The 24,579-nt window shown below is 71.0% G+C and carries 15 protein-coding genes; 9 read left to right on the forward strand and 6 right to left on the reverse strand.

From position 1 onward, the window contains the following. Window positions 1–519, reverse strand: a complete 519-nt coding sequence (locus G4D86_RS40505; protein WP_163999653.1) for a hypothetical protein — start codon at window positions 517–519, stop codon at window positions 1–3. Between the two features lie 139 nt (window positions 520–658). Between G4D86_RS40505 and G4D86_RS40510 the strand changes: the two genes are divergently transcribed. Together G4D86_RS40510 and G4D86_RS40515 are read left to right on the forward strand one after the other, a co-directional pair. Continuing rightward, window positions 659–1,570, forward strand: coding sequence for a LysR family transcriptional regulator (locus G4D86_RS40510; RefSeq protein WP_275899206.1), 912 nt, complete (start codon window positions 659–661; stop codon window positions 1,568–1,570). 220 nt (window positions 1,571–1,790) lie between these two features. After that, entirely contained in the window at window positions 1,791–6,755 is a 4,965-nt protein-coding gene (locus G4D86_RS40515; protein WP_163999654.1) for a GAF domain-containing sensor histidine kinase, read from the forward strand. Between the two features lie 21 nt (window positions 6,756–6,776). Here G4D86_RS40515 and G4D86_RS40520 read toward each other — a convergent pair whose 3' ends face one another. After that, on the reverse strand, window positions 6,777–7,802 hold the full coding sequence (locus G4D86_RS40520) for a class I SAM-dependent methyltransferase (protein ID WP_240360753.1): 1,026 nt from the start codon (window positions 7,800–7,802) through the stop codon (window positions 6,777–6,779). 127 nt (window positions 7,803–7,929) lie between these two features. Next, window positions 7,930–8,442, reverse strand: coding sequence for a GspE/PulE/PilB domain-containing protein (locus G4D86_RS40525; protein ID WP_163999655.1), 513 nt, complete (start codon window positions 8,440–8,442; stop codon window positions 7,930–7,932). Between the two features lie 250 nt (window positions 8,443–8,692). On the opposite strand from G4D86_RS40525, the gene G4D86_RS40530 reads away from it, so the two are divergent. Both G4D86_RS40530 and G4D86_RS40535 read left to right on the forward strand, forming a co-directional pair. Next, window positions 8,693–10,612 carry a S9 family peptidase gene (locus G4D86_RS40530; protein WP_163999656.1) on the forward strand — a complete coding sequence of 640 codons (1,920 nt, stop codon included), beginning with the start codon at window positions 8,693–8,695 and terminating at the stop codon, window positions 10,610–10,612. 31 nt (window positions 10,613–10,643) lie between these two features. Beyond that, a complete protein-coding gene (locus tag G4D86_RS40535) occupies window positions 10,644–12,596 on the forward strand; it encodes a S9 family peptidase (protein WP_163999657.1) in 1,953 nt (650 codons plus the stop codon). A 14-nt stretch (window positions 12,597–12,610) separates the two neighbouring features. On the opposite strand, the gene G4D86_RS40540 is transcribed toward G4D86_RS40535, so the two are convergent. Together G4D86_RS40540 and G4D86_RS40545 are read right to left on the reverse strand one after the other, a co-directional pair. Next, window positions 12,611–14,500: a TonB family protein gene (locus tag G4D86_RS40540; RefSeq protein WP_163999658.1), complete on the reverse strand. Its 1,890-nt coding sequence runs from the start codon at window positions 14,498–14,500 to the stop codon at window positions 12,611–12,613. A gap of 202 nt (window positions 14,501–14,702) precedes the next feature. Beyond that, window positions 14,703–15,005, reverse strand: a complete 303-nt coding sequence (locus G4D86_RS40545) for a hypothetical protein (RefSeq protein WP_163999659.1) — start codon at window positions 15,003–15,005, stop codon at window positions 14,703–14,705. Between the two features lie 215 nt (window positions 15,006–15,220). Here G4D86_RS40545 and G4D86_RS40550 point away from each other — a divergent pair, with 215 nt between their 5' ends. The 4 genes from G4D86_RS40550 (at window position 15,221) to G4D86_RS40565 (ending at window position 20,481) form a co-directional block, all read left to right on the forward strand. Next, entirely contained in the window at window positions 15,221–15,598 is a 378-nt protein-coding gene (locus tag G4D86_RS40550; RefSeq protein ID WP_163999660.1) for a SpoIIAA family protein, read from the forward strand. 98 nt (window positions 15,599–15,696) lie between these two features. Then, the gene (locus G4D86_RS40555; protein ID WP_163999661.1) at window positions 15,697–17,334 is read left to right on the forward strand and encodes a trypsin-like serine peptidase; all 1,638 of its coding nucleotides are present in this window, start codon (window positions 15,697–15,699) and stop codon (window positions 17,332–17,334) included. 342 nt (window positions 17,335–17,676) lie between these two features. Continuing rightward, window positions 17,677–18,903 (forward strand): sensor histidine kinase, encoded by a 1,227-nt coding sequence (locus G4D86_RS40560; protein ID WP_163999662.1) that lies wholly within the window; start codon window positions 17,677–17,679, stop codon window positions 18,901–18,903. Between the two features lie 582 nt (window positions 18,904–19,485). Then, on the forward strand, window positions 19,486–20,481 hold the full coding sequence (locus G4D86_RS40565; protein WP_163999663.1) for a hypothetical protein: 996 nt from the start codon (window positions 19,486–19,488) through the stop codon (window positions 20,479–20,481). A 129-nt stretch (window positions 20,482–20,610) separates the two neighbouring features. On the opposite strand, the gene G4D86_RS40570 is transcribed toward G4D86_RS40565, so the two are convergent. After that, entirely contained in the window at window positions 20,611–22,887 is a 2,277-nt protein-coding gene (locus G4D86_RS40570; RefSeq protein WP_338050640.1) for a hybrid sensor histidine kinase/response regulator, read from the reverse strand. Window positions 22,888–22,917: 30 nt separating this feature from the next. On the opposite strand from G4D86_RS40570, the gene G4D86_RS40575 reads away from it, so the two are divergent. Then, on the forward strand, window positions 22,918–24,579 hold the full coding sequence (locus G4D86_RS40575; protein ID WP_163999665.1) for a sensor histidine kinase: 1,662 nt from the start codon (window positions 22,918–22,920) through the stop codon (window positions 24,577–24,579).

The raw sequence follows: 24,579 nt of genomic DNA on the forward strand, positions 1-24,579 counted from the left end.
TCACGGCACCTCCGGAACGGAGCTGCCCACCCGTTGTTCGCCGCCCTGTCGCCACTCACGGAAGGCGTGGAGGAGCGCGCGGAACGCGAGCACCGCAGGGACGACCTGGAGCACGCCGGTCAGCTCGAAGAAGAAGTCGTTCGGCAGCTCGTAGGTCGGCGGCGGGAAGAGCTGCTGCAACAGGGCCCCAGATGCGCCCCCGAAGTAGAAGATGTTCTTGAGGACGTGGTTGTAGAAGCCCTCGAACACGCCAATCATCCCGACAGGCACCGCGAGCGTCGTCAGGGCGAAGAGGGCGAACGCCCCCCATCCTCCGCGCCTCGCGCGCAGCACGGCGAGCGTCCCCAGGAGGACGGCGGCGGTGACGGCGGCCACGCCCACCATGTGCAGCCGCCACGGCGTGCGGTAGATGAAGGCGCCATAGGCATGGTGCACGCTCGTCAGCAGCAGCACGGCGAGCGAGGCCACGGCGGAGCGGCCCGCGGCGCCCCGGAACATCGACGGTTTCACTGTATCCATCACGCATTCCTCCTCAGGTGCACGGGCCCGTCGGTGGGCCTCGTGACTCACGAGGAGGGATGTGCCGCGCGCTCCGGTTGAGTGCGAGCGAGGCTCCGGCACATCATCCGTGCGTCCCTCGCATCAATCCCGTGCCCGCATGTCCATGCACTCGCTCGCCAACATCGATGCCTTCGTCCGCACCGTGGAGGTTGGCGACTTCACGCGCGCGGCACGCAGGCTCAACATCACCGCCTCCGCGGTGAGCCGGCGCATCGCCCGGCTGGAGGAGGAGCTGGGCGTGCGCCTCTTCCAGCGGACGACACGGGCGCTCCGGCTCACCGAGGACGGTCGAGACTTCTACGCCCGCTGCCAGCGCATCCTCGCGGAGCTGGGCGAGGCGAAGGAGTCGCTCGCCCGCTCCCGGAGCCGGCCCACGGGCCTGCTGCGCGTGGAGACGCCCCAGGTCATCGGACAGCTCGTGCTCACCCCGGCCCTGCCCCGCTTCTTCGAGGCGTACCCGGGCGTCGAGCTACACCTGACACTGCGCGACGAGGTGGTGGACCCCATCACCGAGGGCGCCGACGTGCTCATCCGCATGGGACAACTGACGGACTCGCGGCTGGTGGCGCGCAAGCTGGCGGTGGCGCGGCTGATGGCCGTGGCCTCCCCCGCCTACCTGCAGCGCCACGGCACACCGGCGACTCCCGCGGACCTGGCCCTGCACCAGTGCCTGGGCTTCCTACGCCAGGGCGTGACGGGGGAGTGGCGCTTCAAGGACGCCCGCTTCGTGCCGCGCGGCGCCTTCCACGTCAGCCAGGGCGCCACGCTGCGAGATGCCGCGGTGATGGGGCTCGGCATCGCCTGGCTGATGGACTTCATGGTGGCGCGCGAGCTGGCCACGGGCGCGCTCGTCACGGTGCTCGACGCGCACGCCTGCGAGGAGCGCCCCATCCACGCGCTCCATCCTCCCAACCGACACCTGCCCTCCCGGGTCCGCGTGTTCCTCGACTTCGTGAAGACACTCTTCCCCGACTCCAGGGCACCCTCGGCCCAGGGCAGCCAGACATAGCGAGCCACCGTCCCCTCACCCGGGCTCCGAGCCACCTTCACCTGGCCAGCCGAGCCGGTGGGAAGCGAAGCGTGTACGACTGTTGATGTCCAAGGCGGTGCATGGAGGGCGTGCGCCTGCCTCCCCCTTGGCACCGTCCATTCCGGCACCCAAGGTTGTTGGAGGGACGCACGGCCGACCGTATCGCAGGGAGCGATTCGTTTGGGGGCGAGGGCACTGAATGGCTGAGGGCTTCCAATATGCCGGCGCCGCTCCCGGAGAGCCGCAGCCAGGCAGGCGTCTGGGGAACCGCTTCGAGCTGGTTCAACGCCTGAAGACCGGCCGCGGCATCTCCACGTGGGTGGGTGATGACTTGCGGACCGGCGAGCGCGTGGTCGTCAAGCTGACCTCCACCGTCGCGCTCGCCCCCGCGGCCCGGCATCGGCTGGAGCACGAGGCGTCCGTCCTCTCCCGCCTGGCCTCTTCCACCATCATCCCCGTGCGCCACCTGGGCACCTCCGGCGAGTTGCTCTACCTCGTGACGCCCTGGCTGGAGGGCGAGACACTGGAGGAGCACCTGTCCGAGGGGCCCCTCTCCGTGCCGGAGGCGCTCATCCTGGGCCGCTGCGTCCTCACCGCGCTGGCCGAGGCCCACCGCCACGGCGTCCTCCACCGCGACGTGAAGCCCTCCAACATCCTCGTCTCCGGCGAGCCCCTCTCCCACGCCGTCCTGGTGGACTTCGGCCTGTCCCGCAGCGAGCGACTGGACCCGTCCCTACGGGACCTACCCGTGGGCACCGCGCGCTACCTGTCGCCGGAGCAGGCGGGGCTGCTCAACCGGCCGGTGGAGGCCACGTCGGACCTGTACTCGGTGGGCATCGTCCTCTTCGAGGCGCTCTCCGGCCGTCCCGCCTTCGACGGCACCTCCGTGGGCGAAGTCCTGCGCCAGCACCTGGCGACGCGGCCCCGGCTGCGCGCGGTGGGCGTGGAGGTGCCGCGCGCGCTGGAGGAGCTCATCTCGCGCCTCCTCCAGACGGACCCGCCGGACCGCTACCAGTCCGCCGAGTCCGCGCTGGCGGACCTGCGCGACATCGAGGAGGCGCTCGCGCACGGGCAAGCGGAGCCGGAGCTCATCACCGGCGCGCACGACCAGCGCCGCAGCCTCACCGAGCCCTCCTTCGTCGGCCGCCACGAGGAGGTGGCGACGCTGGAGCGCGAATTGGAGCGCACTCGCACGGACCCGGGCCGGCTCGTCGTGGTCGAGGGTGAGTCCGGCGGCGGCAAGAGCCGCCTGCTGGAGGAGTTCTCCGCGCGCGCCCTGCAGCACCGCGCTTGGGTGCTCCAGGGCCAGGCGCTGGACCAGGCCGCGCAGCGCCCCTTCCAGCTCTTCGCCGGCGTGGCCTCGGGAATCGCCACCGCCATGAAGGAGCGGCCCGCCCTGGCGCAGCTCTTGCGCGAGCGGCTGGCGGGCCAGGAGGCCGGGCTGTGCACGGTGCTGCCGCAGTTGGAGCCCGCGCTCTGCCCCATGCCCCAGAGCACGGCCCAGGGCCTGGGGCCGGAGTCGCTGGGTGAGAGCCGCAGCATCTGGGCCCTCACCGCGCTGCTGGGCGCGCTGGGCACCGAGGACGAGCCCGCGGTGGTGATACTGGACGACTGCCAGTGGGCGGATGAGCTGACGCTGCGCGCGCTGGAGGGCTGGTCGCTCGCGCGCCGCCAGGCCCGAGGCCGGGTGCTCGTCGTCGTCTCCTTTCGCAGCGAGGACATCTCCTCCACGCACGTGCTGCGGCGGCTGGCCCCCACCGCGCATCTGAGATTGTCCGCCTTCGGCCCCGCGGACGTGACGCGGCTGGCGGAGTCCATGGCCGGCGCGCTCCCGCACGAGGCCACCGACCTCGTCACGCGCCTGTCCGAAGGCAACCCCTTCATGGCCAGCGCCGTGCTGCACGGCCTCGTCGAGGACGGCGTGCTGGTGCCCGGCCCGGACGGCTGGCAGGTGCAGGCGGAGGCCATGGCGCACGCGCGCTCCTCGCGCCAGGCCGCCACCTTCCTCGTGCGGCGCCTGCGCCTGCTGCCCCCGGACGCGCTGCGCCTCATGTCCGTGGGCGCCATCCTGGGCAAGGCCTTCGACCTGGGGCGCATGGCGGCACTGGCCGGCAACACCCCCGCGGACGTGGTGCGCGCGCTGGACGAGCCCCGGCGCCGGCACATGCTGTGGGCGGACGGCTCTCGCTACACCTTCGTGCACGACAAGCTGCGCGAGGTGCTGCTGGACATGCTCACGCCGCAGGAGCGCCGGGAGCTGCACCGGCTGGCGGCGCGGGCCGCGGCGAAGAGCGTCCCGCAGGACTCCTTCGAGCTGGCGTACCACTTCGACGCCGCGGGCGAGTACCAGCAGGCGCTGCCCTACGCGCTGGCCGCCGCCGAGCAGGCCCGCCAGCGCTTCGCCCTGGAGACGGCGGAGCTGAACTACCGCATCGCCGAGCGCGGCGCGCCCGGCGCCGACGCGGGCACCCGCTTCCGCATCTCCGCCGGCCTGGGCAACGTCCTCATGCTGCGCGGCCGCTACGAGGAGTCGCGGCAGCAGCTCGAGCGCGCCCAGTCGCTCGCCCATGACAGGCAGGAGCAGGCGCGCATCCTCGGCCAGCTGGGGGAGCTGGCCTTCAAGCGGGGAGACTTCGGCCAGGCCAACACGTATCTGGAGCAGAGCCTCAAGCTGCTGGGGCGCTGGGTGCCTCCGCGCGGCCTGCTCACCGGCGCCAGCTCGCTGTGGGAAATCCTGTCGCAGGCGGGCCACACCGTGGCCCCGCGCGCGTTCCTCGCGCGCCGCCCGCTGGAGCAGGGCGAGAACGACATGCTGGCCATCCAGCTCTACAGCCGCCTCGCCTACGGCTACTGGTACCGGCGCGGGCGCATGGCCGTGCTGTGGGCGCACCTGCGTGACTTGAATCTCGCCGAGCGCTACCCGCCCACGCCGGAGCTGGCGCAGGCGTACTCGGCGCACTCGCCCGCGCTCACCACGCTGCCCTGGTTCAGCCGCGCGTACGCATACGCGGAGAAGTCGCTCGCGCTGCGCCGGCAGCAGGGCGACGTGTGGGGCCAGGGCCAGTCGCTGCACTTCTACGGGCTGGCCTTCTACGCCTCGTCGCGCTTCCGCGATTGCATCGAGAAGTGCCGCGAGGCGGTGCGCCTGCTGGAGCGCACCGGCGACCCCTGGGAGGTGAACAACGCCACCTTCCAGATTGCGATGTCCCTCTACCGGCTGGGCCGCCTCAAGGAGGCGCTGGAGACCAGCCAGCGGCTGCACGCGGCGGCGACGGCGCTGGGAGACCGCTACGCGCAGCGGCTGGGCCTGGAGGCCTGGGCCAAGGCCGCTGGAGGCCGCATCCCCGGCTCGCTCCTGGAGGGCGAGCTGACCAACCCGGACCAGCCGGACCCGCAGAGCTACGCGGGCGTCCTCCAGGCCGAGGCCATCCGCCTGTTGCGCCTGGGCGACGCCGCGGGCGCGGTGGAGGTGCTGGAGCGCGCCGAGCGGCTCGTCGATGAAGCCCACCTGCGGCAGGAGTACGTGGCCCCGATTGCCCCCTGGCTAGCCACCGCGCTGCGCCAGCTCGCCGAGGGCACCTCCTGCCTGCACCCCGCCCGCCGCGACGCGCTGCTGGAGCGCGCGGACGCGGTGGCGAAGCGCGCCCACCAGACGGCCCGCACGTACCACAACAACCTCCCCCACGCGCTGCGCGAGCGGGGCCTGCTGGCCGCCATGCGCGGCCACCCCCGGCGCGCGCGCCGCTTCCTGGAGCAGTCCCTGCGCGTGGCCGAGGCCCAGGAGATGCGCGAGGAGCGCGCGCTGACACTCAAGGCGCGCGGCGAGCTGGGGCGGGCGCTGGACTGGCCCGGCGCCGTGGAGGACGTGGCGGAGGCCACCCGCGAGCTGGAGGCCCTGGGGGAGGGCGTCACCCCCGAGGCCGAGCGCGACAACGGCGGCGTGGGCACGCTGTCGCTGGTGGACCGCTTCCCGCGCGTGCTGGAGGCAGGCCGTCGCCTGGCCTCGGCCCTGTCGCGCGAGGCCGTCATCGAGGCCGTGCGCCAGTCCATGCTGGAGCTCTTGCGCGCCGAGCACTGCGTGGTGCTGGACCCGCAGGTCCTCCTGCCCGACGAGGAACTGCAGGCCCAGGGCGTCAGCCGCACCGCGCTGGCCCGCACGCTGGAGACGGGCCGCATCGCCGTCATGGGCCAGGGGCTGCCCGGCGGGGTGAGCGAGAGCATGGAGCTGCTCGGGGTGCGCTCGCTCCTGTGCGCGCCCATCCAGGTGCGCGGCAAGACGGTGGCCTGCGTGGTGGCGAGCCACCGGCAGGTGGGCGCGCTGTTCGGCGAGGACGAGGAGCGGCTGGCGGAGTTCGTCACCGTGCTGGCGGGCGCCGCCCTGGAGAACGCGGAGAACTTCGCCCGCATCGCCGCCCTCTCCGAGGAGCAGGGCCGCCTGTACCGCGCCGAGCAGGAGGCGGTTCGCCGGCGCGACGACTTCCTCTCCATCGCCGCGCACGAGCTGAAGACGCCGCTCACCTCCCTGCAGCTCCACATCCAGGGGCTCCAGTCCCAGGTGCGCGCGGGCACGCAGAAGCCGCTGGCTCCGGAGAAGCTCGGCGCCAAGCTGGAGTCCGCCTACTCGCAGACGCAGCGGCTGGGGCGGCTGGTGAATGACTTGCTGGACATCTCCCGCATCGCCCAGGGCCAGCTCCACATCAAGCTGGAGGACGTGGACCTGGTGGCCCTGGTGAAGGGCCAGCTCGAGCGCAGCCGCGAGGCGCTCACCCGTGCCGAGTGCCCCGCGCGCCTGCACACCTCCGCGCCCGCCATGGTGGGCCGCTGGGACGCCATGCGGCTGGAGCAGGTGGTGGGCAACCTGCTGGCCAACGCCATGAAGTATGGCGCGGGCAAGCCCATCGACATCGACCTGGAGGAGAGCGACGGCGTCATCCGGCTGAAGGTGAGCGACTTCGGCATCGGAATCGCCGAGGAGGACCGCGAGCGCATCTTCGAGCGCTTCGAGCGCGCGGTGTCCGTGCGCCACTACGGCGGCTTCGGCCTGGGCCTGTGGATTGTGCGCGAAATCGTCCAGGCCCTGGGCGGCACCATCGACGTGGAGAGCACCCCGGGCCAGGGCTCCACCTTCACCGTCACCCTGCCCCGCTCGGGGCCGGTGCACTGAAATCCGCGTGCCGCGCGCGCGTCAGCGCCGCGTCAGCTCCAGGTAGATGACATTGTCCTGGCTGTCCCGGTACAGGCGCACGGAGGCGAGCTGGTCCAGGGGCACCTCGCCCAGCAGCGCGCGCATGCCGTCCTCGTCGCGGTAGATGAGCCACCAGTCCATGAAGGCCTCCATGTAGCCCGTCTCCGGCGGGTACATGGCGAAGTTGGCCACCAGCATCCGCCCGCCCGAGCGCAGCATGCCGAACAGGAGCCCGGTGAGGCGCGTGGCCACCGCGTCCGAGAGGTAGTCGTAGAGGCCCGCCGAGTAGACGAAGTCCATGTCCTGGAACTTCGTCTTGCCGGACAGCAGCGCGCGCACCGAGCCGCACACCGGCTTCACCACGTCGAGCGGGTTGTGGTGGGAAATCTCCGCCAGGCTCAGCGGGTCCTGGTCGAAGGCGATGAGCTCGCCCACGCGGTGCTCGGCCACCGCGCGCGAGGACTCCGCCTCGCGCAGGTGGCCGCACGCCACGGAGAGGATGCGCGCGCCGCCGGGGACGCGCTCGGCCGTCTCGTCGATGGCCCGCGCCAGCAGCAGCTTCCGCTCGCGGACGCTGAGCGAGCTGGGTTGCTGGTGCATGTACTTGTAGATTTCACGCCCCGCGTGCAGCTCGTCCGCGGCCCGGTCCATGTAGAGGTAGTCGATGAGGACCGCGTCCCCGGCGTACCCGCGGGGGCGCTCGAACGCGCGGCGCGTGAAGGGGCACTGGTGCAGGAAGGGCCGCAGCGGGTGCTTCTTCGCCGTCTCCTTGCAGAAGCGCCGCCACTGCTCCGGGCTCCACCGCCGCCGCAGGGTGATGAGGCCCAGGTGCAGCGAGTGCATGTTCTGCCGCAGCACCTCGTCCGGGCCCCCCAGCATCCGCTCGTGGACGTTGTCGAGCCACTCCCTCGCCTCCTCGAAGGCTTCCCGGAACGAATCCTCGGGCACCGGGACGACCAGCTGGTTGCGCTGGACAGGGAGCAGGTTCGGGGCGGTGCTGGTGGGAGTGGTCTGGGAATCGTGCATCGCCAACACAACGCGGAAGGGGATGGCTTTCACTTCCCCAAGAGACGGCCCTCGCCCGCCCCGCATTTCAGGCGACCGGACGGGCGCGGCCCTGGTGGCTCACTCCAGGAAGGCAGGCAGGTTGGGGCTAGAGCTCACCTCCCCGAGTGATTTCCAGGGCGGGCCCGTCGTCGGGCGCCAGCTCGAGGGGGACGATGCCCCGCGCGCCAAACAGGCCATGGTGGCGCAGCGTCCGCTCGATGTCGTCCGGCAGGGCGAGCACCGGGCGTACGGTGAAATTCGTGATGAAGGACAGCTCGTCCAGGGCAGGCAGGTTCTCTGGCTGGTCGGTGGCCACATACAGGATGCCGCGCGAGCCCTGGCGTTCCACGCGCAGCGGGCACACCCTCAGCCGCGTCAGCACGCCCGCCGGGACGCTCCTCACCACCGCGGCCGGCACCTTCTCCATCTGCTCGCCCCGGACGAAGGGCACCCTGAGCTGGCTGGACAGCGCTCGCTGCACCTGCTCCGGCGTGAGCAGCCGCAGGTGCACCAGCGCCTCGCCCAGCCGGCAGTGCCACCGCGAGTGGTACGCCAGCGCCGCGTCCAATTGCTCCCGCGTCACCAGTCCCAGGTGAAGTAGCAGCTCCCCCAACCGCATGCGCCGCACGACCCACCCCCACGGCATGCTTCGAGGAGTGGGAACTGCGTACGCCGTGCCACACAGTGGCCCAGTGCTTCCGCACGGTTGCACCGGGCCTTCACAGCGCGGGTGAAACCTTTTCCACCGTCAGGCTTTCGGAATGACAGCCCGGCCATTCCCGCGTGACGGGGAGTGTCGAGAACCTCGCCTTGCGTGAGCCGTTGCGCCAGATTCGCGGCCCTTCCTGGCCCCACCTTCTGGAGAGCTCATGCCGTCCTGGCAGGCCGTGTCCCGCGCACTCACCCTCCTGGCGCTGTTCCCCACCCTGGTATGGGCAGCGCCGCCCGTCACGCGTCCGTCGAAGCAGTACACCATCGAGCAGTTCATGGAGACGACGGACGTGTTCGGCGCGTCCTTCTCCCCCGACGAGAAGCGGGTGCTCTTCACGTCCAACCAGACGGGCGTGTTCAACGTCTTCTCCGTGCCGGTGGCGGGCGGCAAGCCGACGCAGCTCACCCGCTCCACCACGGACGCCACCTTCGCCGTGGGCTACTTCCCGAAGGACGAGCGCGTCCTCTTCACGCGAGACCAGGCGGGCAACGGGCTGACCCACCTCTACGTCCGCACGCCGGACGGCAAGGAGCAGGACATCACCCCCGGCGACAAGGTGCGCGCCGGCTTCCAGGGCTGGAGCCAGGACGGCTCCGCCTTCTACGTCTCCAGCAACGCGCGCGACGAGCGCTTCATGGACCTGTACCGCCACGACGCGAAGATGTACGCGTCCACCCTCGTCTTCCAGAACGACGGCGGCTTCGACCTGGGCAAGGTGTCCCCGGACGGCAAGCGACTCTCCCTGGAGAAGTCCCGCTCCCTCTCCGACAGCGACGTGCACCTGTATGACTTCGGCACCCAGGAGGTGAAGCACCTCACCCCGCACCAGGGCGACGCCAGCTGGAAGACGGCCACCTTCGCGCCGGACTCCTCCGCGCTGTACCTGCTCACCAACGAGGGCTCCGAGTTCACCCGCGTGGTGCGCTACGTGCTGGCCACCGGGAAGCGGGAAGAGGTGGAGAAGGCGGACTGGGACATCACGTCCACGGCCTTCTCGCGCGACGGCGCCTGGCGCGTCACCGGCATCAACGAGCACGGCCGCGCCCTGCTCCGGGTCCACGACGTGAAGGCGGGCAGGCCGGTGGCCCTGAAGCTTCCCGAGGGCAGCATCTCCGACGTGGAGCTGGCCCGGAGTGGCAAGCGCATGGCCTTCCAGCTGACGGATGACCGCGCCCCCAACAACCTCTACGTCCATGACTTCGGCACGAAGAAGACCCGGCGGCTGACGGACACGCTCAGCCCTTCCATCGACGCGAACGACCTCGTGGTCGCCGAGGTGGTCCGCTACGCGTCCTTCGACGGGCTGGAGATTCCGGGCATCCTCTACAAGCCGCTCCAGGCCACGCCGGAGCACAAGCTGCCCGCGGTCGTCTGGGTCCACGGCGGCCCCGGCGACCAGGCGTACCGGGGCTACATCAGCTTCATCCAGTATCTCGTCAACGCGGGCTACGTGGTGTTCGCGCCCAACAACCGAGGCAGCTCCGGCTACGGCAAGACCTTCGTCACGGCGGATGACCGGAAGCACGGCAAGGAGCCGCTCCGCGACGTCGTGGAGGCGAAGAAGTACCTCACCGGCCTGCCGTACGTGGACGGCGCCCGCGTGGGCGTCCTGGGCGCCAGCTACGGCGGCTACATGGCGCTGGCCGCGCTGGCCTTCCACCCGGACACCTTCGACGTGGGCGTGGACGCCTTCGGCCCGTCCGACTGGGTGAGCATGCTGAAGAACATCCCCCCGTACTGGGAGTCCTTCCGCCAGGCGATGTACCAGGAGCTGGGTGACCCGGAGAAGGACGCGGAGCAGCTGCGTGCAATCTCTCCCCTCACCCATGCGTACAAGATTCGCAAGCCGCTGCTCGTCATCCAGGGCGCCAATGACCCGAAGGTACTCAAGGCGCAGTCGGACCAGATGGTCTCAGCCGTGAAGAAGAACAACGTCCCCGTCGACTACCTGGTCCTCCCGGACGAGGGCCATGGCTTCAGCAGCAAGAAGAGCGAGCTGGAGAGCTCCACCCGCATCCGCACCTTCCTGGACACGTACCTCAAGCAGCCCCCCGCGACGGCTCGGCCGGCGAACTGAGCCGTCCCCCCACCTCCTCCCGGAGATTCCCATGTCACCCTGGTCCAACCTGTCCCGAGCGCTCGCCGCCGCGGCGCTCGTTCCCACCCTGGCGCTGGCCGCGCCGCAGACGCCGCCCGCCGCCCCCGCGAAGGCGCCCGTCGCGAAGCCCACCGCGCGCCCGTCGAAGCAGTACACCGTCGAGCAGTTCATGAAGACGACCAATGTGCGGGGCGCGTCCTTCTCCCCGGACGAGAAGCGGGTGCTCTTCTCGTCCAACCAGACGGGCATCTACAACGTCTTCTCCGTGCCGGTGGCGGGCGGCAAGCCCACGCAGCTCACGCGCTCCACGACGGAGAGCACCTGGGCCGTGGGCTACTTCCCGAAGGACGAGCGCATCCTCTTCGAGAGGGACCAGGGCGGCAATGAGCTGACGCACCTCTACGTCCGCACGCCGGACGGCAAGGAGAAGGACCTGACGCCGGGCGACAAGCACCGCGCCGGCTTCCTCGCGTGGAGCCATGACGAGTCCGGCTTCTACGTCTACAGCAACGAGCGCGATGAGCGCTTCATGGACCTGTACCGCCACGACGCGAAGACGTACGCGCGCACCCTGCTCTTCCAGAACGACGGCGGCTACGACGTGGGCGACGTGTCCCCGGACGAGAAGTGGGTGGCGCTCGACAAGTCCCGCACCACGGCCGACACCGACGTCCACCTCTACAACGTCGCCACGAAGGAGCTGAAGCACCTGACGCCGCACAAGGGCAGCGCGGCCTGGAAGACGGCCACCTTCGCGCCGGACTCCTCCGCGCTGTACCTGCTCACCGACGAGGGCTCCGAGTTCACCCGCGTGGTGCGCTACGTGCTGGCCACCGGGAAGCTGGAGGAGGTGGAGAAGGCGGACTGGGACGTCATGTATACGGCCTTCTCGCGCAACGGCGCGTGGCGCGTCACCGGCATCAACGAGGACGCCCGCACCGTCATCCGCATCCACGACGTGAAGGCGGGCAAGCCGCTCGCCCTGCCCCCGCTGCCCGAGGGCGACCTCACCGGCGTGGTGGTGGCCCGCAGCGAGAAGCGCATGACCTTCTTCGTGAAGGGCGACCGCGCGCCCACGGACCTGTACGTCTACGACTTCGGCACGAAGAAGCTCACGCGGCTGACGGACTCGCTCAACCCCGAAATCGACCCGAAGGACCTGGTGGACTCGCAGGTGGTGCGCTTCAAGTCCTTCGACGGGCTGGAGATTCCAAACATCCTCTACAAGCCGCACCAGGCCACGCCGGAGAACAAGCTGCCCGCGCTCGTCTGGGTGCACGGCGGCCCGGGTGGGCAGACGCGCAAGGGCTACAACCCCTTCATGCAGTACATCGTCAACCACGGCTACGTGGTGCTGGGCATCAACAACCGCGGCAGCTCCGGGTACGGCAAGACGTTCTTCACGGCGGACGACCAGAAGCACGGCAAGGAGCCGCTCCAGGACTGCCTGGAGGCGAAGAAGTACCTCGCCAGCCTGCCGTACGTGGACGCCTCGCGCATCGGCATCATCGGCGGCAGCTACGGCGGCTACATGACGCTGGCGGCGCTGGCCTTCCACCCGGACAGCTTCAACGTGGGCGTGGACATCTTCGGCGTGTCCAACTGGCTGCGCACGCTGAAGAACGTGCCGCCCTACTGGGAGTCCTTCCGCGAGGCGCTCTACCAGGAGATGGGCAACCCGGAGACGCAGGAGGAGATGCTCCGCGCCGCGTCGCCCCTCTTCCACGCGGACAAGATTCGCAAGCCGCTGCTCGTCATCCAGGGCGCCAATGACCCGCGCGTGCTGAAGGTGGAGTCGGACGAAATCGTCCAGGCCGTGAAGAAGAACAAGGTCCCCGTCGAGTACGTCGTCTTCCCCGACGAGGGCCACGGCTTCACCAAGAAGAAGAACGAAATCGAGGCCTACTCGCGCACGCGCGCCTTCCTGGACCAGTACCTCAAGCAGGCCAGCGCGACGAACTGAGCACGGGTGGCCCTTCAGCGCAGGCGGAAGGGCACCTTCACCACGCGGTAGACGGCGATGGGCCGGCCCTCCAGCAGGGCCGGCTGGTAGCGCCAGGTGCCCACCGCGCGCACCGCCGCGGAGACGAAGGGCTCCTCACCCCGGAGGACGCCGACGTCGCGCACCTGGCCCGTCTCGGTGACGACGACCTTGAGGATGACCTGTCCCTCCCGTCCGGCGGCGCGTGCGGACTGGGGGAACTCGGGCGGCACGTTGGAGGCCAGCTCCACCGGTGGCTTCGCGTCCTCCGGAAGGTTGATGGGCCCCGAGGGCCGCGCCGGCACCACGGCGGCGGGCCGCGCCACCGGAGCGGGCGCCTCCAGGAGCGTCGGGGCGCTCAGCAGCTCCGGCGCGCTCAGGGCCCCGTCGCCGGGCGCGGCCGCGGGGGAGGCCGCCACGGCCACGGCGGGCCGGCTTCCTCCTCCACGCTGGCGCTGCAGCCGCTGGGTGAAGTGCACCTCTCCCGAGCCGCCCGCCACCACGCGGTCCGTCGCGTAACCCTCCAGCACGAAGGTCAGCTCCACGGTGGCCACGCCATCCGCCCCGGGGGACACCTCCAGGAGCAGCGGCGTCACGCCGCGCTCCTGTCCCCTCCAGAAGACACGCGCTCCCACTGGCTCGCTGGAGACGCGGAAGCGCACGGGAGCACGGGGCGCCCCGGCGGCGGCCGGCGCGACGGGCACGGGCGCGGGGGTTACGGGCGCGGCGGCCACCGGCACCCCGGGCGCCACCGGGGCGGGAGCACCGCGCGCGCCCAGCAGGTACACGCCCGCCCCGAGGCCCAGCAGCGCCACCAGGCCCGCGCCCACCCACGGCACGGCACGGCGAGGCCGGCGCACGGCGTCCTCGTCCACGCTGATGTCCAGCACCATGGTGCCCTGCTGCTGAGCGTGGGGCGCGGTGGACAGCGCGGCGTGCGGAGAGCTGACAGGGCCACTCCCCGCCTGTCCGGAGGCTCCGTGCAGCGCGTCCAGCACCTCGTCCATCGTGGCGTAGCGCTGCTCGGGGAGCTTCTCCAGACAGCGGCGCACCACGGCCTCCACCGCCTCGGGGATGGCCAGGTCCGGGCGCAGCGCGCGCAAGGACGGGGGCGCCTCCTTGTGGTGCGCGAAGATGAGTTCCAGCGTGTCCGTCGACACGAAGGGAGGCCGTCCCACCAGCGCGTGGAAGAGCAGCACGCCCAGCGAGTAGATGTCGCTCCTCGCGTCCGCCACGTTGCGCGCCTGCTCCGGCGCCAGGTACGTGGGCGAGCCGAGGAAGGTGCCGCCCTGGGTGATTTCCGGCACGTCCAGGCGGCCCTCCCGCGCGACGAAGGACTTCACCAGGCCGAAGTCCAGCACCTTCACGTGCTCGCGCTCCCGGCCGCCCTCCTCCGCCACCAGCATGACGTTGGCGGGCTTGAGGTCTCTGTGCACCACGCCCAGCCGGTGCGCCTCGCGCAGCGAGCGGCAGATGCCCTGCGCGATGTCCACCGCGCGCGCCCAGGGCAGCGGGCCGGAGGCGAGGTGCTCCGCCAGCGTGCGGCCCTCCAGCAGCTCCATGGCGATGTAGAACGTGCCGTCGTCCGTCTTGCCGTAGTCGATGACGGTGACGGTGTTGGGGTGGCGCAGCTTCGCGGTGACGCTCGCCTCCAGGAGGAAGCGGCGCTGGAAGTCCGGGTCCAGCGCCGTGGAGAAGGCGGGGCTCAGCACCTTGAGCGCCACCACGCGCTCCAGCGGGAGCTGCAGCGCCCGGTACACCCGCCCCATGCCGCCGGCGCCCAGCGGCTCCAGCACCTTGAAGCGGCCGTGCAGCACCTGGCCGATCAACACATCGGCGGAAGGGTCCACGATGACGCTGGAAGATGCACGCGAGTCTGTCTGCATGGCGATGACCTCGAGGGCACCGTCGCACATGGCCGTCACGGCACCGTCGAGGGGCCGTCACGGCGCCGCCAAAACCGCGCAACATGGCTCCCGGAAAAAACACCGGCGCGGTGGACCGGCCCCTCCGCTTCAGGGGCCCGCCCACCGCGCCAGTCACTTCGTGGCGCGGGCGGAACCGGCCGCCCGCGCGCTCATTCGTGGATCAGGACCGGAGCGGACTCACGACCTCCGGGCACTTCCAGTACGTGTACTCGCAGGTGGCCTTCGACGCGTCGCAGGGCACCTGCATGATGGTGATGAGCTCGCACGGGTGACGCGGCACCTCCGCGTCGCTCGCGTTGCGCGTCGTCGCGCCCGTCGCGCGGCCTCCGCGGCTCTTGCGCGAAGCCCCGCGCGAGTCGGGACGCGACTCCTGCGGTGGAGCCACCGGGGCCGACAGCGCCTCCGGCGGCAGCCCCGGCGCGGCACCCAGCACCGCACCCAGGACGTAGAGCTTCGTGTTCATGAGACCCCCTTACCGGGCACCTCCGCCGCCACGCCCCCTCGGCGCGGCGGTACCGGGGCAGCCGGAAGGACGTAGGTACCACCCGGATCTGACATTCCCCGTACTCCCGGACAGGGCAGGCGACCCACCCTCCAGGGAGGGTGGCGCGCCGTCAGGTATCGGTTTGTCACCGGCTGCGGCTAGGATGGCGCGCCCGTCCGGAGCCGTCACCGCATATGCCCTTCCAGATCACTGTCCACGCGCAGGACCGCATCCTCGAGGTCGTCTATCCCCCGCAAGTCACCGCGGAGGACCTGGCCGAGTACCTGGCCGAGGTGAAGAAGGCCATGGCCTCCTTCGACGGGGAGTGGTCCGCGCTGGTGGACCAGTCGCAGCTGCGGGTGATGCCCGGTGAGGTGGTCAGCGCCATGGCCAGCCTCAACGCCTACGCCCAGCTGAAGGGCATGAATCGCTCGGCGCGCGTGGTCATCGACCCGCCCTCCGGCCTCCAGGCCTGGCGCATGACGAAGCGGGCCATGCTCACCATCCCCACGCGCACCTTCGAGACGCGCGGCGAGGCGCTGGCGTGGCTGAAGGACCCCGAGGCCGACTGAGCCCGGCTTTCTGACGGCACTCCAACTTTTCACCTATAGTGGGCTCGCCTGCCCCCGGACAGGCGTCTTCTCTCCCCGCTCGTAGGAGTAGTCGTCCCATGTACCTCCCCTGGACCGACGCCCGCAGGAAGCTGCTCGGCGCGCTGTTGTGCACCCTCTCCGTCGCGGCCTGCGGGCCGACTCCGGGGGCCGAGCCGGCCGCTGGCGCGCCCACGGGCACGGGGAAGCAGCCCGTCGTCTACGGCACCGACAACCGCACGGACGTGTACGCGCACTCGGACGCCACCCTGCGCGACCGCGCCCAGCAGGCCACCGTGGCGCTGATGAACCCGGCGGACTTCAACGCGACCAACCCCAACAACGTCACCTTCAACGCGCCCACGCTGAAGAGCGCCTACAACCTGTGCAGCACCGAGCGCTTCCTGACGGACCTGACGCCGGCGTTCTGCTCGGGCACGCTCATCGACGACAACCTCGTGCTCACCGCGGGCCACTGCGTCACCAGCGCTTCGTCGTGCAGCAACACGCGCTTCGTCTTCAACTTCTACCGCACGGCCGCCAACGCCATGCAGACGGTGACGACGGCGGACATCTTCTCCTGCCAGGCCATCGTCGCGAGGCAGCAGGCCACGGTGAACGGGCGCAATCTGGACTACGCCATCCTCCGGCTGGACCGCGCGGCCACCCCGCGCTTCACGCCGGCCCCCATCCGCGCGGGCAACAGCGCGCTGCCGGTGGGCACCAGCGTGACGGTGATTGGCTCGGGCAGCGGCATCCCCTTCAAGATTGACTCGGGCGGCTCGGTGCGCGACGCGCGCGAGGCCACGCTGGACTACTTCGTCGCCAGCACGGACACCTTCGGCGGCAACTCCGGCTCGGGCGTCTACGAGAACGGCGGCTACACGGTGGCCGGCATCCTGGTGCGCGGCGACACGGACTACGTCTCCAACGGCAGCTGCTACATCGTCAACGTGTGCTCGGAGACGGGCTGCGGCGGCGAGGACATCACCTACGTGCGGCCCGCCATCGACGCCTTCTGCGCGGCGTCCACCAGCACCCGGCTGTGCTCCAGCACGCCGCCCCCGGCGGGCAACAGCTTCACGTACACGGCCAGCAACACCAACGGCGCCACCGTCGGCACCACCAACAAGGTGGTGGCCCTCACCGCGGGGCAGAAAATCACCGTGGGCACCTGCGGCGTGACGGGCTCCAGCTTCACCGGGGACACGTACCTGCGCCTGTACGGGCCGGCCACCACCGAGGTGAGCTCCAACGACGACGCCTGCGGAGGGCGCGGCTCCAGCCTGACGTTCACCGCCGTCACCGCCGGCAACTACGAAATCCGCGCGGGCTGCTACTCCACCGGCAGCTGCGGAGGCACGGTGGCGTGGACGCTCCAGACGGGCACCCCGCCGGCCGGCGGCTCGCTCACGTTCAACGCCACCAACACCAACAGCGCCCAGCAGAACACCACCAACCGCGACATCCCCCTCACCGCCGGCCAGAGCATCGCCTTCGGCACCTGCACCGTCGCGGGCGCCTCCGGCACCGGGGACACGTACCTGCGCCTGTACAACGCCGCCGGCCAGCAGGTGGTGGTCAACGACGACGCCTGCGGCTCCCTGTCGTACGCCACGTACACCGTGCCCACGGGTGCGGGCGGCACGTACCAGCTGCGCGCCGGCTGCTACGGCAGCACGAGCTGCGGCGGCACCGTGGCCTGGACAGTCCAGTAGCCGGGGACACCCACCGCGGGCTCACCTGACGGCGGGAGGCCGGTCTTCGGACCCTGGGCTCCCGCCGTTCTCACGTCCGCCTCCGGGGCTTCGAGAGGGGGGTGTCCGCGCCCCCCGAACGACCGCGTGCCGAGGGGTGCCTTGGGTCCCTCCTGGGCCTGTTGGATGGTCAACGTCGGACACCCTCGCCCGGGGTTGCGACCCCGCGGGACGCTCCCTATATGCCGGGCATGCAAACAAGCCCGCGACCGACTGCTGGGGCCTCGCCCCACTGCGCCGAGCGAATGAACGTATCGCCTCCCGGCCATGTTGGCTGAGTCCATCCGACCGAGGAGGAGCTCCTTGCGTAGGTTCCAGGACCCGCTTCCGTTCGAGGAGTTGTCGCATGACGACGCGCTCGTACTGCTGGAGGTCGTCCGTGAGCTCGCCCATCTCCGGGAGCTCGACGACATCATGGCGCTGGTGCGTCGTGCCGCCCGCCAGCTGAGTGGCGCGGACGGTGTCACCTTCGTGCTGCGCGAGGGGGACTTCGTCCACTACGCGGACGAAGAGGCCATCACCCCGCTGTGGAAGGGCCGCCGCTTCCCCATCCACGCGTGCATCTCCGGCTGGGTGATGCTCCACCGCACGCCGGCCATCATCGAGGACATCTACGCCGACGAGCGCATCCCCTCCGACGCGTACCGCTCCACCTTCGTGAAGAGCCTGGCCATGGTGCCCATCCGCCGCGCGGAGCCCATTGGCTCCATTGGCGCGTACTGGGCGGAGCGCACCGCGCCCGGAACGCGGCAGGTGGCGCTCCTGCAGGCGCTGGCGGACTCCGCCGCGGTCGCCGTGGAGAACGGGCGGCTCTATGCGGCGGAGCGCGCCGCGCGACAGGCCGCGGAGGCCGAGACGCGGCTGCGCAAGGAATTGCTGGCCATGGTGTCCCACGATTTGCGCAACCCGCTGGGCGTCATCACCATGACGACGTCGCTGCTGGCCCCGCTGCTGGCCCCACTCAACGGGCGCGCGCGCAACCACCTGGACACCCTCAACCGCTCGGCGCTGCGCATGGACCGACTCATCCATGACCTGCTGGACTTCGCGGCCATCGAAGCCGGCTCCTTCCGGCTGGCGCCCGTGCCGCTGGCGATTACGACGCTGATGGAGCAGGCCGCGGAGCTGGGGCCGCTGGCGCACGAGCGCGGCATCGGCCTGGAGCTGAGGCCGCCCGAGCGGGACATCGCCGTGCGGTGCGACCCGGACCGCATCCACCAGGTGTTCTCCAACCTGGTCGGCAACGCCGTGCGCTACACGCCGGCGGGAGGCCTCATCCAGCTCGCGGCCACCATCCGGGAGAGCCAGGTGGAACTGAGCGTGTCGGACACCGGCACGGGCATCGCCCCGGACGTATTGCCCGTCCTGTTCGACCGCGTCCAGCGGCCGCCCGCGCGCGTGCCCGGCAGCGGCGTGGGGCTGGGACTCTCCATCACCCGCGGCATCGTCGAGGCGCACGGCGGCTCGCTCCGGGTGGTGAGCGAGGTCGGCAGGGGCACCACGTTCCTGTTCACCCTGCCCATGGCCTGAAGGGGCACGGCGAGCCACCTCGCGAGTGCCCGCCGCGCCCTCCTTGGGAGCCCCTACTTCTGCACGTGCAGAAGCAGGGCCCCGGAGCCACCTCGCCGGACCCCTCACTTCTGCACGTGCAGAAGTAAGCCCCGGAGCCACCTCGCCAGGCTCCTCACTTCTGCACGTGCAGAAGTACGCCCCCGGAGCCACCTCGCCGGACCCCTCACTTCTGCACGTGCAGAAGTAAGCCCCGGAGCCACCTCGCCAGGCTCCTCACTTCTGCACGTGCAGAAGTACGCCCCCGGAGCCACCTCGCCAGGCTCCTCACTTCTGCACGTGCAGAAGTAGAGCCCCAGAGCCACCTCGCCGGACCCCTCACTTCTGCACGTGCAGAAGTAGAGCGCCTGGGCACAGCCGCCACGCTCGAAGATGCAGAACGGCGGCCAACCGTCTCGCGAATGAGATGACACGACGCGCTGCTGGACGCAGCGCTGCCCGGCATGACGCGTAAACATCCTCAATCACGGGCTTTCAGCGCTGGCCCGGTGCCTGCTCTCGCCTGCTGCGTCGCAATCACGCGGCACATCAGAGAAAGCACCCATGGAACACCTCAACGGCAACACCCCCGCGCGCTCGCCTGACCTGACGCTGGAGCAGGTGCACAAGCGCATCCTGACGCTCATCGAGAAGGGCCACCGGAACGGCCATCAGATTGGCCGGCTCTACAACTACGTCATCGACAGCGAGCTGGCGCAGAAGGGCGGCTTCAAGGATGCACAGGACTTCTTCAAGCAGCGCGTCAAGGTGGTCAGCCAGGCCGTGCTGTCGCTGAACGGCGCGGTAGCCCGCTCCTTCACCGAGGACGTGGCGGTGAAGTACGGCATGCGCAACCTCTATACGCTCCTGGCGTACGCGAAGCTGGAAGGCCTCACGGTGGAGCAGAGCGACCCGGGCGACCTGCCCATCGCGGTGCCACAGAAGGATGGAGTGGTGCAGTCCAAGCCCTTCGCGGACTGCTCCGTGGAGGACTTGCAGAGCGCGATGAGGCACAAGCGAGCGCCGCCCCAGTCGCTGCCGGAAGCCGACGCGGCCCGCGTGCAGCACTACCGCGACAACCTCCAGCGGCACTTCACCGACCGGCTCAGCATCCGGGTGGACGCGCGCAACCACCTGGGCGAGCTCTTCATCACCCTGCGAGACATCCCGGAGAAGGAGATGAAGCGGCTGGCCGCGGCATTGGTGGACGAGCCCACCCATGCCCTCATTGCGCCCGAAGCACGCGGTGCGGAGCGCAACGACGCCCCCACCCCTGCGGCGCCTACCGCGGCGCCAGCCCAGGACATGGCTCACAACGACAACATCGCCGTCCCGGCCAGCCCGGCGGCGCAGCTGCAGGGCGCGGGGAATGACGCCCCCCACATTCCGAATGTCCCCGCCGCGAAGGAGTACCCGGCGGTCGTCGCTCCCGTGGTGAAGGCCCAGGGCCCCGAGGAGCGCGGCCCCAGCACTCCCGTGCCCGTCGCTCCGAGCCAGGGCGGGCCGAGCAACAAGACGCAGGGACTGGGCGGCCTTTTCCGGCGCATGACGGGTGGGTAGACCAACGCCAGTGCTGACGACAGACAGCACCTGCATCGAGACGTACCCCTGACACCCTCAGCGTGTCAGGGGCACGTCCATCTGTACCCAGCGCCGTGCGCCTACGCCTACGGAAAGTGGCGCCGCGAGTCAGTGAGACTCCAAACGCTCCACCGGCTGCCGCGGCAGGCTCACGACGAAGGTGGTGCCCTGCCCGGGAGCAGACTCCACCTCGATGTGGCCCTGGTGCGCCTCGACAATCGACCTCACGATGAAGAGGCCGAGCCCCACGCTGCGGCCCGTCCGGTCCGCAGCGTCGCTGCCCCGCTGGAGGGGCTGGAAGAGCGTCGGGAGCTGCTCGTGCGGGATGGGCGTGCCCTCGTTGTGCACGCGGAGCGTCACCTGCCCGCCGTCACCCTCGGTGGAGACCTGGACGGGCCTCCCGGGCTCGCCGTACTTCACGGCGTTCGTCACCAGGTTCTGGATGACCTGGGAGAGACGGTCCGCGTCCCACAGGCCCTGTCCGTTGCCGCTCGCCCGGACCTCCAGCCTGACGGAAGGATGGGCCGCTTCCACCTCGTCCGCCACGACCCGGCTGAGCGCGTGGAGGTCCGTGGGGGCGCGCGCGATTCGGATGCCGCCGCCGAGCCGTGCCTGGGTGAAGTCCAGCAGGTCGTTCACCATTCGCACCGTCCGTGCGGCGGACGACTCGATGCGCGCCGTCACCCTGCGGGCGCTCGCATCCAGGTCGTCTCGCTGATTCAGCCGGGCGGCCCCCAGCAGGATGGCGCTCAGGGGGTTGCGCAGGTCGTGGCTCACGATGCCGATGAGCTGCTGCTCGACCTCCGCTTGCCGCTGCTGCTGCTGGATGTATCGCTCGCGCTCCTTCTCCAGCGCCCGCTGGAGCGTGATGTCCTGGAGGAGTGCGACGTAGCCCTGCACCGGCTTGCCCGGCTCCTGTTGCGCGATGAAGGTCATCTTCACGTCACGGGTGCCACCCAGACGGTAGGGCACATCGTGCTGCTCGAACGAGAAGCTCTCTCCACTCAGCCCCCGCTTCACGTAGGGGCCGAGCACGGCATACGCCGCCTCCCCGATGACGTCCCGGAGCTTCCGGCCGCGCAGGTCGTCTTGCGATATCCCGAACCAGTCCTCGTACGACTTGTTGACCCGGCCGTAGCGCTCGTCCACGGTGACGAACGACACGAGGACGGGGATGGCGTCGAGCAGGACGCGCAGCTCCGCCTCGCTGGCGCGGACCTGGGCCGCGAGGCGCTCTCTGTGCAGTCGTGCCTGGTTCTGCTCGGTGACGTCACGGAAGACGAGCACGGCGCCGACGAGTTCGCTCGCTCCAGCGCGGATGGGGGCCGCGCTGTCATCGATGGGAACTTCCGAGCCGTCCTTGCGGATGAGCAACGTCGGGGTGGCGGGCCCCTGGCTGGTGCCGAGCGCAAGTGCCCGGCTGACGGGGTTCTCCATGGGGGTCCGGGACGAGGCGTCGATGAGGCGGACGACCTCCGTCACAGGCCGCTGTCGGGCGTCGGCGTCACTCCAGCCGGTGACGCGAGCGGCCACGGGGTTGAGGAAGGTGATGAGCCCGGCCCGGTCCGTGGTGATGACGGCATCGCCGATGCTGGAGAGCGTCGTGGCCAGGTACGCCTCGCGCTCGCGCAGCCGCTGGCCCTGCTCGCGGATGCGCAGGAGGCTGGCCACCCGGGCGAGCAGCTCCGCGTCGTCGTACGGCTTGGCGACGTAGTCGCTGGCCCCCGCCTGGAGCCCCTCCGTGAAGTCCGCGTGGGCTCCGCGAGAGGACACCATCAGGATGGGGAGCGTGACGTCATCGTAGAGGTCGCGCACGTAGCGGCACGCGTCCAGGCCGGAGACGCCCGGCAGCTCCCAGTCCAGCAGCAGCGCGTCGGGCGGCGGCCCATCGGCGAGCCGCTCCAGCATCTCCTCCGCGTCGCGGAAGCTCTCGACCGCGTAGCGCTTCGTGAGGAGCTGGCGGGCTCGCTCCAGTTGCATGGGGCTGTCGTCGACCACCCACACCCGCGAGGAACCCACCGCGCGAGGGGGAGCAGCCTCGGGTCCTGGGCCGGGCATGGGCGCGCTCAAGGGGAGGGACGAAAGGGGGCCAGCGCAGGGACGGCGTTCCGGCCATCCCCGGTGAGGGCCGAGGCTACCCCATAAGCCGGGTAGGCAGTCGAGTTCGAGAGGCGGGACGCAGGGCGCTCCATGCTGGGAGCGGGTGGGCGAGCCCTCCTGCGTTCGGCACGCGGCTCGACATAACAGGAAACGTGTCGGGATGGCGCGGTCCCCGGCTGGCGGCGAGCGCCCATCCCCACGCCCGGAGAGCCTCCAGCCAGGCGTGGGGCACCAGCCCGGACAGGGCCCGCTCCCCCGTCCGGGCGGCCCGCCAGGGTGATTCATAGGTTGAAGGGCCGAAGCCAGGGGGCGGGCGTGGACGAAACACGACAGCTGCGTCTCTGGCGCAGGGCGGGAAGGCTGCCTCGAGTCGCCGTGGCGCTGGTGATGCCCCTCTGCACGGTGGTGCTCGCGGGCTGGGTGCTCCAGGGCGAGGACGTGCTCTCGCCCCCCGGCGTGCCCCCCATGGTGCCCGCCTCCGCGACATGCCTGATGCTCGCGGCGGTGGCCACCACGTGGCTGCTGAGGGGAAGCCCCACCCGCCACTGGCTGGCGGGAATCGCCGCGGCGCTGGTGACGGCGGCGGGCCTCTTCACGCTCGTGTCGTACGTCTGGCGCCCGGTGGGCGTGGAGCTGTCCGGCATGCTGTCCGGTCGCCGCATGTCGCCCCACACGGCGTCGGCGCTGACGCTGCTCGGGCTGTCGCTGCTCACCGTGGACCGCAGGGGCCGGTGGGGCACGGCCCGCTCCCAGCTCCTCGCGCTGGCCGCCATGCTCATGCCCCTGACGGTGTTGCTGGGCTACGCCTTCGCGGAGCACCGCATCTACCGCCTGGGCGGCGGCAACATCGGCGCCGCCCCGCACAACGCGGCGGCGCAGCTGCTGCTGGCGCTGGGCATCCTCTTCCTCCGTCCGGACCAGGGGCCCGTGGCGACGGTGACGTCGGTGGCGGCGGGCGGCGTCATGGCGCGCCGGCTGCTCTTCGCGGGCCTGCTGCCGCTGGTGGTGGGCGTGTTGGTGGACCTGGGCGCGCGGCGGGGCTTCGTGGAAGCGCGGCTGGCGTGGCCCCTCTTCGCGATGGCGATGATGCTGGCCCTGACCACGGTGGTGTGGCGGGCGGCGGGAGAGAGCAACCGCCTGCACCAGGAGCAGGTCCGCGCGTGGAGGCAGGCGGGCGAGGAGGCGGCGCAGCAGCGCCGGCTGGCGGTGGAGAACGCGCGGCTGGCCCGGGCCGCCGAGGCCGCGGCGCGCGAGCGGGAGGATGTGCTGGCCATCGTCTCGCACGACTTGAAGAACCCGCTGGCCACGGTGCGGCTGAGCGCCGCGGTGCTCCAGCAGAAGCTTTTGCGGCTGCCCGGCGGCGAGGGGCTGGCGGGCCGGGTGGCCGCCATGGACCGGGCCGCGGTGCACATGCTCGGCCTCATCACCGAGCTTCTGGACGCGGCCCGCCTGGACGCGGGCCAGCCGCTGGCGGTGAAGCCCCGGCCGGAGCCGGTGGGCGAGCTCCTCGGCGAGGCGCTCGCCCTGGTTGAGCCCCAGGCCACGCGCGCGGGGCTCCGGCTGGAGCAGCACCTGGCCCCGGGGCTGATGGCGCTGTGCGACCGCGAGCGCATCCTCCAGGTGCTGGCCAACCTGCTGGGCAACGCGGTGAAGTTCACCCCCGCGGGTGGCACGGTGACGGTGGAGGCCCGCTCCGAGGCGGGCGAGGTGCGCGTGGCCGTGCGGGACACCGGCCCGGGCATCCCCGAGCACGAGCAGCCCCGCCTCTTCGTGCGCTACTGGCAGGCCCGGGGCACCGCGCACCGGGGCAGCGGCCTGGGCCTCTACATCGCCCGGGGGCTGGTGGAGGCCCACGGCGGCCGGCTGTGGGTGGAGAGCGTCCCCGGCGCCGGCAGCACATTCACTTTCACGCTCCCGCTGCCACCCGGGCGGCGGCTCGCTCACCCCACGCTTGACAGCTCCGGGGCCGAGGTCTAA

The organism is Pyxidicoccus caerfyrddinensis, from assembly GCF_010894405.1.
GTDB classification, from domain to species: domain Bacteria; phylum Myxococcota; class Myxococcia; order Myxococcales; family Myxococcaceae; genus Myxococcus; species Myxococcus caerfyrddinensis.

Coding starts and splice junctions, on each gene's coding strand:
- G4D86_RS40510 (WP_275899206.1), top strand. CDS start 659: ATGTCCATGCACTCGCTCGCCAACATCGATGCCTTCGTCCGCACCGTG.
- G4D86_RS40505 (WP_163999653.1), bottom strand. CDS start 519: ATGGATACAGTGAAACCGTCGATGTTCCGGGGCGCCGCGGGCCGCTCC.
- G4D86_RS40545 (WP_163999659.1), bottom strand. CDS start 15,005: ATGAACACGAAGCTCTACGTCCTGGGTGCGGTGCTGGGTGCCGCGCCG.
- G4D86_RS40530 (WP_163999656.1), top strand. CDS start 8,693: ATGCCGTCCTGGCAGGCCGTGTCCCGCGCACTCACCCTCCTGGCGCTG.
- G4D86_RS40520 (WP_240360753.1), bottom strand. CDS start 7,802: ATGCACGATTCCCAGACCACTCCCACCAGCACCGCCCCGAACCTGCTC.
- G4D86_RS40540 (WP_163999658.1), bottom strand. CDS start 14,500: ATGCAGACAGACTCGCGTGCATCTTCCAGCGTCATCGTGGACCCTTCC.
- G4D86_RS40555 (WP_163999661.1), top strand. CDS start 15,697: ATGTACCTCCCCTGGACCGACGCCCGCAGGAAGCTGCTCGGCGCGCTG.
- G4D86_RS40525 (WP_163999655.1), bottom strand. CDS start 8,442: ATGCGGTTGGGGGAGCTGCTACTTCACCTGGGACTGGTGACGCGGGAG.
- G4D86_RS40550 (WP_163999660.1), top strand. CDS start 15,221: ATGCCCTTCCAGATCACTGTCCACGCGCAGGACCGCATCCTCGAGGTC.
- G4D86_RS40515 (WP_163999654.1), top strand. CDS start 1,791: ATGGCTGAGGGCTTCCAATATGCCGGCGCCGCTCCCGGAGAGCCGCAG.
- G4D86_RS40570 (WP_338050640.1), bottom strand. CDS start 22,887: ATGAATCACCCTGGCGGGCCGCCCGGACGGGGGAGCGGGCCCTGTCCG.
- G4D86_RS40535 (WP_163999657.1), top strand. CDS start 10,644: ATGTCACCCTGGTCCAACCTGTCCCGAGCGCTCGCCGCCGCGGCGCTC.
- G4D86_RS40565 (WP_163999663.1), top strand. CDS start 19,486: ATGGAACACCTCAACGGCAACACCCCCGCGCGCTCGCCTGACCTGACG.